The organism is Monashia sp. HAY1-2A (assembly GCF_056755315.1).
Genome location: NZ_JBNDHY010000184.1, coordinates 1 through 7,969, shown reverse-complemented (window position 1 = coordinate 7,969; position 7,969 = coordinate 1). Strand labels below are relative to the sequence as shown.

Here is a 7,969-nt window from a genome sequence, read left to right as displayed (position 1 = left end):
GATGATGAGCTGGATCGCGAGCGCCCGGCGGACCGACTCCTCCGACGGCGTCGTGACGGCCTCGTCGTAGGCGTTGGTGTGCAGGCTGTTGGCGTTGTCGTAGATGGCGATGAGCGCCTGGAGCGTCGTACGGATGTCGTTGAAGTCCATCTCCTGCGCGTGCAGGCTGCGGCCGGACGTCTGCACGTGGTACTTCAGCTTCTGGCTGCGCTCCCCCGCTCCGTACCTCTCCTTCATCGCCACGGCCCAGACGCGTCGGGCGACCCGGCCCAGCACCGAGTACTCGGGGTCCATGCCGTTGCTGAAGAAGAAGGACAGGTTCGGGGCGAAGTCGTCGATCGCCATGCCACGCGCGAGGTAGCTCTCCACGTAGGTGAACCCGTTGGCGAGGGTGAACGCGAGCTGGCTGATGGGGTTGGCCCCCGCCTCGGCGATGTGGTAGCCGGAGATGCTCACCGAGTAGAAGTTGCGCACCTGGTGCTCGATGAACCACTCCTGGATGTCGGCCATCATCCGCAGGGAGAACTCGGTGCTGAAGATGCAGGTGTTCTGGCCCTGGTCCTCCTTGAGGATGTCGGCCTGCACCGTGCCGCGGACGTTGGCGAGGGCGTACGCGGCCAGCTGCTCGCGCTCGTCGTCGGAGGGCTCCCGGCCCTCGCGGTCGCGGAACGCGTCGACCTGCTGGTCGATGGCGGTGTTGAGGAAGAACGCGAGGATCGTCGGCGCCGGCCCGTTGATCGTCATCGACACCGACGTCGTCGGCGAGACGAGGTCGAAGCCGCTGTAGAGCACCTTCATGTCCTCGAGGGTGGCGACGGAGACGCCCGACGTGCCGACCTTGCCGTAGACGTCGGGACGCGGGTCGGGGTCGCGGCCGTAGAGGGTCACCGAGTCGAACGCCGTGGACAGGCGGGTGGCCGGCTGACCCTCCGACAGCAGCTTGAACCGCCGGTTGGTGCGGAACGGGTCGCCCTCGCCCGCGAACATGCGGGCCGGGTCCTCGTTGTCGCGCTTGAACGGGAAGACCCCCGCGGTGAAGGGGAAGAAGCCGGGCAGGTTCTCGCGACGCAGGAAGGACACGAGCTCACCGTGGTCGGTGTAGCGCGGCAGCACCACACGTCGGATCTTGTTGCCGGACAAGGACTCCCGCGTCAGCTTGGTGACGATCTCGCGGTCACGCACCTTGACGACCTGTTCGTCGCCCGAGTAGGCCTCGACGACCGAGGGCCAGGCTGTGAGCGCGTCGGCGACCGCTTGCGGCACGTCGGTGCGCGCGGCCCCGAGCAGAGCGTCGACCCCCGAGGCGTCGGACCCGGCGTCGACGAGCTCGCCCCGGACGAGGTCGAGGCGCTGCACCCGGGCCGCGGCGGCAGCGAACCGCGCGGTGTCGGCGTGGTAGCGGCGGACGGTCTCGCTGATCTCGGCGAGGTAGCGGACGCGGGAGGCCGGCACGACGGTGGAGATGCGCGTGGACTGCTTCGTCGAGACGTGCGGCAGGATGCCCTCCTGGACCGGCATCCCCTTGTCGGACAGGAGCGTTCGCAGCTCCTGGTAGAGCGCGGTGACGCCGTCGTCGTTGAAGGTGGCCGCGCTCGTGCCGTACACCGGCATGTCGGCCGGGCCCTTGCCGAACGCCTCGCGGTTGCGGACCATCTGGCGGCCGACGTCGCGCAGGGCGTCCTCGGCGCCGCGGCGCTCGAACTTGTTGATGGCGACGACGTCGGCCATGTCGAGCATGTCGATCTTCTCGAGCTGGCTGCTCGCACCGAACTCGGGCGTCATGACGTAGAGCGAGACGTCGGAGTGCTCGACGATCGCGGCGTCGCCCTGGCCGATGCCGGGGGTCTCGAGGACGACGAGGTCGAAGCCCGCGGCCTTGACGACGGCGAGGATGTCGTCGAGACGCCCGGGCACCTGGCTCTTGCCGCGCGTGGCGAGGCTGCGGAAGAAGACGCGGTCGCCGTCGAGCGAGCTCATCCGGATGCGGTCGCCGAGGAGGGCGCCGCCTCCGCGGCTGCGCGTGGGGTCGACGGCGAGGACGGCGACGCGCAGCTTGTCCTGCTGGTCGAGGCGCAGCCGGCGGACGAGCTCGTCGGTGAGGCTGGACTTGCCGGAGCCGCCCGTGCCGGTGATGCCGAGGACGGGGACGTGCCGCCGGGTGGCGGCCTCGCGGACGCCGGCGAGCAGGGCGTCGCCCAGCTGGCCCTCCTGCGCGCCGGTGACGGCGCGCGCGACCGCGGCACGGTCACCGGCGAGGACGGCCTCGAGGGTGGGAACGCCGACCTCCCACGGGTCGAAGTCGCAGTCGGCGACGACGCCGTTGACCATGCCGACGAGCCCGAGCCGCTGGCCGTCCTCGGGGCTGAAGATCGTGACCCCGGACTCGCGCAGCCGGGCGATCTCCTCCGGCACGATGACGCCGCCGCCGCCGCCGACGACGCGGACGTGACCGGCGCCGTTCTCGCGCAGCAGCTGCACGAGGTACTCGAAGTACTCGACGTGCCCGCCCTGGTAGGAGCTGACCGCGACGCCCTGCGCGTCCTCCTCGATCGCGGCGTCGACGACCTCCTGGACGGAGCGGTTGTGGCCGAGGTGGATGACCTCGGCCCCCTGGCTCTGCATGATCCGCCGCATGATGTTGATCGACGCGTCGTGCCCGTCGAAGAGGCTGCTCGCCGTGACGATCCGGACGTGGTGGCTCGGGTGGTGCAGGGCGGGCTGGGCGGGCTGGTGCTGCTGGGACGACTGCGCGGTCACGACTGGCCTCCGGGGTGCGACGCTGACCCAAAAATACTAGGACTTCCTACTAATGGACGTCAACGCGTCCTCGTCCTACGATGGCGCCATGAGCGCGGAGACCAACGGCACCGCTGTCACGGGCGCACTCGCCGCCGGGTCGGGCCTCGGCTTCGACCCGATCGCCCGCGCCCGCGAGCAGTGGGTCGAGCAGGGCTGGGAGACGGCGGCCGACGGGATGGCGGCGATCACCTCCCTCATGCGCGCGCACCAGATCGTCCTCGCGCGCGTCGAGGCCACCCTGCGCCCGCTGGGCGTGACGTTCGCCCGCTACGAGGTGCTCATGCTGCTGTGGTTCAGCAAGCGCGGCTCGCTGCCGATGAAGGTCATCGGCTCCCGTCTGCAGGTGCACCCGACGAGCGTGACGAACGCCGTGGACCGCCTGCAGGACGCCGGCCTCGTCACGCGCTCCACCCATCCCGAGGACCGGCGGGCGATGCTCGTGGCCCTCACCCCTGCCGGTCGTGAGCTGGCCGAGCGGGCCACCAAGGCGCTCAACACCGAGGTCTTCGAGCAGCCGGTCCTCTCCCAGCGCGACGTGCGCACGCTGCTCGACATCCTCACCCGGCTGCGCCGCTCCTCGGGCGACTTCTGACGGTCGCGTCCTGACGGACGCCGCGTGGTGCAGGTCAGCCGATGACGCGGTCGAGGAAGGCGTTGCCGAACGTGCGCCCGGGGTCGACCCGGTCGCGCAGGGCACGGAAGTCGGCGAGGCGGGGGTAGAGGGGCGCGAGCTCGGCGGCCCGCGCGACGAAGCACTTGCCCCAGTGCGGCCGGGCCCCGAGGGGAAGCAGCGCCTGCTCGATGGCAGGCAGGAGGGCATACACGCGCTCGACGTCGCGCAGCCACGTGAAGTGCACCCCGAGGACGTCGTGGCCGAACGCGCTGCTGAGCCAGTGCTGGTCGGCCGCGACGGTGCGCAGCTCGCACACCTGCAGCACGGGCGCCATCCGCTGCCCCAGGGAGCGCAGCCGCTCGATGGCGGCCGGTGCGTGCTCGCGCGGCAGGAGGTACTCGCTCTGCAGCTCCTCCCCGCGGCTGGGTGTGAACTCCATGCGGAAGTGCGGCAGCCGGTCCAGCCACGGGCCGGGCACACCGCCCTGCTGGGTCACCGACTCGGTCACCCCGCCCTCGAGCATGTGCATCGTCGTCGTGGCCGCCAGGGCACCGAAGAGCTCGGTGGGCGCCGTGTCGGCACGGCTCTTGAGCCAGACCTGTTCCACCCCCGCGTCGGTCCAGCGGGTGAAGAGGCTGACGCTGTAGGCGCTGCTCGTGATCGTCTCGAGCTCGGCCGCCAGGGCCTCCCACGTCAAGCCGGTGTAGACGTCCTGGCGCACGTCGTAGGTGGGCTCGACGTCGAGCGTCAGGGCGGTGACGACCCCGAGCGCGCCGAGCGCGACGACGCTGCCCTCGAACTCCGCGTCCCCACGGCTGGTGGTGCGCAGCTCCCCGTCGGGCCCGACGATGTCCAACGACGCGACCGCCGTTGCGAGCGAACCGTTCTCGACGCCGGAGCCGTGCGTCCCGGTCGCGACGGCACCGGCGACCGAGATGTGGGGCAGCGACGCGAGGTTGCCCAGCGCCCACCCGGCGGCGTGCAGCCGGGTCGCCACCTCGCCGTAGGCCGCTCGGCCGGTCACGCGGGCCGTGCGGGTCCGCTCGTCGACCTCCACGGTGGTCGGCAGGTCGACGAGCGAGACGAGCAGGCCGGCGTCGGTGTCGGTGATGTCGGTGAGGTCGGTGAACGAGTGCCGGGAGCCGAGCGCGCGCACGCGCGGGGCGCGCGCGACGACCTCCTGGAGCTCGTCGACCGACCGGGGCCGTTCGATGCGAGCCCGGTAGGCGTGGTTGCCGGCCCAGTTCATCTCCACCGTCTGCATCGCCCTACTCTGGCGCACCCGCGGTGGAGCCCGCCGTCGAGCCCGCCGTCGAGCCCGCCGTCGAGCCGGCCGTCGAGTCCGCCGTCCCCCCTGTCGTCGCCGTCGGGGCCGCTGCTCGCTCGAGCCCCTCGGGCAGGTCGTCGCGGTGCGTGCGGGCGACGTGGACGACCCCGCCCGGGGTCGTGGCCTCGTCGGCCCGCACCGGCGTCGGGTCGGCCGGGCCGGCGGGCGCGGCACGCCCGCGTGTCAGGCCGGCGATGATCATGCCGATGAAGCTGGGCCGCCCCTGGCTCTTGGACAGGACGTCGAGCGCGACGGCCCCGAGCAGGACGAGACCCTTGATGATCTGGACGTAGTTGGAGTCGACGCTGAGGTTGGCGAGCCCGAGGTTGAGCACGCCCATGACGAGGCCACCGATCATCGACCCGGTCACGGTGCCGACGCCGCCGGCGACGGCGGCTCCGCCGATGAACACGGCCGCGATCGCGTCGAGCTCGAAGCCCACGCCGTCCTTGGGGTTGGCCGCGTTGAGGTAGGCGGTGAACACCATGCCGGCGACGCCGGCGAGGAAGCCCATGTTGACCATGGCGAACAGGTCGATGCGCCGGGTGTCGACACCGGAGAGGCGGGCGGCGTTGGCGTTGCCGCCCACCGCGTAGATCTGCCGCCCGAGCACGGTTCGCTGGGTGACGTAGGTGTAGATGACGACGAGGGCGCCGAGGATGAGGCCGACGACCGGGACCCCCTTGTACGAGGCGAGCAGCAGGCCGAGCACGAGCATGAGCCCGCAGACGACGGTGAGCTTGAGGACGGTCAGGGCCATCCGGGGCACCGGCATCCCGTAGCTGCGCAGGTCGGCGCGCCGGCGCAGGTCGAGGTAGACGATGACGGCGATCGCGAGGAGCGTCAGCACGAGCGTCGGGTTGTGGTACCCGGTCACCGGTCCCATCTCGGGGAGGTAGCCGTTGGCGATCTTCTGGAAGCTCTCGGGCACGGGGATCGACTCGGCGTTGAGGATGATGAGGTCGAGGCCGCGGAACAGCAGCATGCCGGCCAGCGTGACGATGAAGGCCGGGATGCCGACGTAGGCGACCCAGAAGCCCTGCCAGATGCCGACGAGGATCCCGAGCGCCAGCCCCAGCAGGATGGCCGCCGGCCACGGCAGGTCGAACTTCGCCATCGCCAGTGCGACAGTCGCACCGACGAAGGCACACACCGAGCCGACCGACAGGTCGATGTGGCCGGCGATGATCACCATGACCATGCCGATCGCGAGGATGAGGACGTAGCCGTTCTGCACGAGCAGCGACGTGACGTTGCGCGGCTCGAGGAAGAGCCCGTCGGTGAGGATCTGGAACATCGCCACGAGCAGCAACAGGGCGATCATCATGCCGTACTGGCGGATGTTGCCACCGAGCGCCTTGCGGATGTCGCGGACGAGGGACGTGCCGGCGCGGGCGGTGTCGCTGGTCGGGGCGGGTGCGGTGTCGATGGCCATCTCAGTCGGCCTTTCGCTGGGTCATGTGTCGCATGAGCACTTCCTGGTTTGCCTGTTCCCGCGGAACCTCCGCGGTGATGACCCCTGCACTGAGGGTGTAGATGCGGTCGCAGAGCCCGAGCAGCTCGGGCAGCTCCGAGGAGATGACGAGGACGCCGCGTCCGCTGTCGGCGAGACGGTTGACGATCTCGTAGATCTCGTACTTCGCGCCGACGTCGATGCCGCGCGTCGGCTCGTCGAGGATGAGCACGTCGGGCTCGGTGAACATCCACTTGCCGAGAACGACCTTCTGCTGGTTGCCCCCGGAGAGCTTGGCGACCCCCGTCTCGATGGAGGGCGTCTTGATGTTCATGTCGCGGCGGTAGCGCTCGGCCGCGAGCACCTCCTGCCGCTGGTCGACGGCACCGGCGCGGCCGCGGATGTTCCGGAGGCCGGCCGCAGTGATGGAGACCCGGATGGAGTCGAGCAGGTTGAGCCCGAGGCTCTTCCGGTCCTCGGTGACATAGGCCAGCCCGGCGTCGATGGCGCGCCGGACGGTGTTGGCGCGGAGCACCTTCCCGTCCTTGACCAGCTCGCCGCTGATCTTGTGGCCGTAGGACTCACCGAAGACGCTGCGGGCCAGCTCCGTGCGACCGGCGCCCATGAGGCCCGCGAGCCCGACGATCTCGCCGCGGCGGATCCTCATGCTGGCGCCCTTGACGACGAGCCGTGACGAGTCCTGCGGGTGGGCCACGGTCCAGTCACGGATCTCGAGCAGCAGCTCGCCGACCGTCGGCTCGTGCGGGGGGAACCGGTGGTCGAGGTCACGGCCCACCATCCCGCGGATGATCCGGTCCTCGTTGACCTCGCCGCGCCGCACGTCGAGGGTCTCGATGGTGCGCCCGTCGCGGATGATGGTGATCGAGTCGGACACCTCCTCGATCTCGGCGAGCTTGTGGCTGATCATGATCGAGGTGATGCCCTTGGCCTTGAGGCCCAGGAGCAGGTCGAGCAGGTGGCGGGAGTCCGTGTCGTTGAGGGCCGAGGTCGGCTCGTCGAGGATGAGGAGCTTGACGTCCTTGGCCAGGGCCTTGGCGATCTCGACGAGCTGCTGCTTGCCGATGCCGATGTTCTTGATCTGCGTGTCGGGGTCCTCGTCCAGGCCCACCCGTGCGAAGAGCTCGAGCGCGCGCTGCCGCGCGGCGAGCCAGTTGATCCGCCCCGCGGAGGCCTGCTCGTTGCCGAGGAAGAGGTTCTCCAGGATCGACAGCTCCGGGACGAGCGCCAGCTCCTGGTGGATGATGACGATGCCCGCCGCTTCGCTCTCGCGGATTCCCTTGAACTCGCACAGCCGCCCGTCGAAATGGATCTCGCCGGTGTACGTCCCGTGGGGATAGACCCCCGAGAGCACCTTCATCAGGGTCGACTTGCCGGCGCCGTTCTCGCCGCAGATGGAATGGATCTCGCCGCGCTGCACCTCGAGGTTGACGTCGGACAGCGCCTTCACCCCCGGGAACTCCTTGGTGATGGAGCGCATCGACAGCATCGTCGTGTTCATGGTCACTCGCGTCTCTCTCTCGACCCGAGCCGGGCCCCTGGTGCGGCGGGGTGCGCCGCCGGCCGCACCAAGGGCCCACGGCTCGGCTACTTCAGCTGGTCGGCGGTGTAGTACTTCGCGCTGATCAGCACGTCCGTGGCGTTGCTCTTGTCGACGGCGACCGGCTGCAGCAGCATCGTCGGGACGTTCTTGATGCCGTTGTTGTACGACGTCGTGTCGTTGACGGTGACCGTCTTCTTCGTGTCGATCTCCTGGATC

The 7,969-nt window shown here is 70.1% G+C and carries 5 protein-coding genes; 1 reads left to right on the top strand and 4 read right to left on the bottom strand.

The genetic code is table 11. The features are described from left to right. A partial coding sequence (gene icmF / locus ACPYOM_RS19505; protein ID WP_481347222.1) for a fused isobutyryl-CoA mutase/GTPase IcmF occupies positions 1-2,757 on the bottom strand: 2,757 nt, incomplete at its 3' end. An 88-nt stretch (positions 2,758-2,845) separates the two neighbouring features. On the opposite strand from icmF, the gene ACPYOM_RS19500 reads away from it, so the two are divergent. Next, positions 2,846-3,391, top strand: a complete 546-nt coding sequence (locus tag ACPYOM_RS19500) for a MarR family winged helix-turn-helix transcriptional regulator (RefSeq protein ID WP_481341423.1) — start codon at positions 2,846-2,848, stop codon at positions 3,389-3,391. Between the two features lie 34 nt (positions 3,392-3,425). Here ACPYOM_RS19500 and ACPYOM_RS19495 read toward each other — a convergent pair whose 3' ends face one another. Genes ACPYOM_RS19495 through mmsA form a run of 3 tightly spaced genes read right to left on the bottom strand, consistent with a single transcriptional unit; the run spans position 3,426 to position 7,711 of the window. Beyond that, the gene (locus tag ACPYOM_RS19495; RefSeq protein WP_481347221.1) at positions 3,426-4,676 is read right to left on the bottom strand and encodes a D-arabinono-1,4-lactone oxidase; all 1,251 of its coding nucleotides are present in this window, start codon (positions 4,674-4,676) and stop codon (positions 3,426-3,428) included. A 4-nt stretch (positions 4,677-4,680) separates the two neighbouring features. Beyond that, the gene (mmsB, locus tag ACPYOM_RS19490; protein ID WP_481347220.1) at positions 4,681-6,174 is read right to left on the bottom strand and encodes a multiple monosaccharide ABC transporter permease; all 1,494 of its coding nucleotides are present in this window, start codon (positions 6,172-6,174) and stop codon (positions 4,681-4,683) included. A 1-nt stretch (position 6,175) separates the two neighbouring features. Next, on the bottom strand, positions 6,176-7,711 hold the full coding sequence (gene mmsA / locus ACPYOM_RS19485; protein ID WP_481347219.1) for a multiple monosaccharide ABC transporter ATP-binding protein: 1,536 nt from the start codon (positions 7,709-7,711) through the stop codon (positions 6,176-6,178). Positions 7,712-7,969: the final 258 nt, after the last annotated feature.

What these genes read in the sequence shown, in the direction of transcription:
- ACPYOM_RS19500 (WP_481341423.1), top strand. Translation starts at nt 2,846, where the DNA reads ATGAGCGCGGAGACCAACGGCACCGCTGTCACGGGCGCACTCGCCGCC.
- ACPYOM_RS19495 (WP_481347221.1), bottom strand. Translation starts at nt 4,676, where the DNA reads ATGCAGACGGTGGAGATGAACTGGGCCGGCAACCACGCCTACCGGGCT.
- mmsB (WP_481347220.1), bottom strand. Translation starts at nt 6,174, where the DNA reads ATGGCCATCGACACCGCACCCGCCCCGACCAGCGACACCGCCCGCGCC.
- mmsA (WP_481347219.1), bottom strand. Translation starts at nt 7,711, where the DNA reads ATGAACACGACGATGCTGTCGATGCGCTCCATCACCAAGGAGTTCCCG.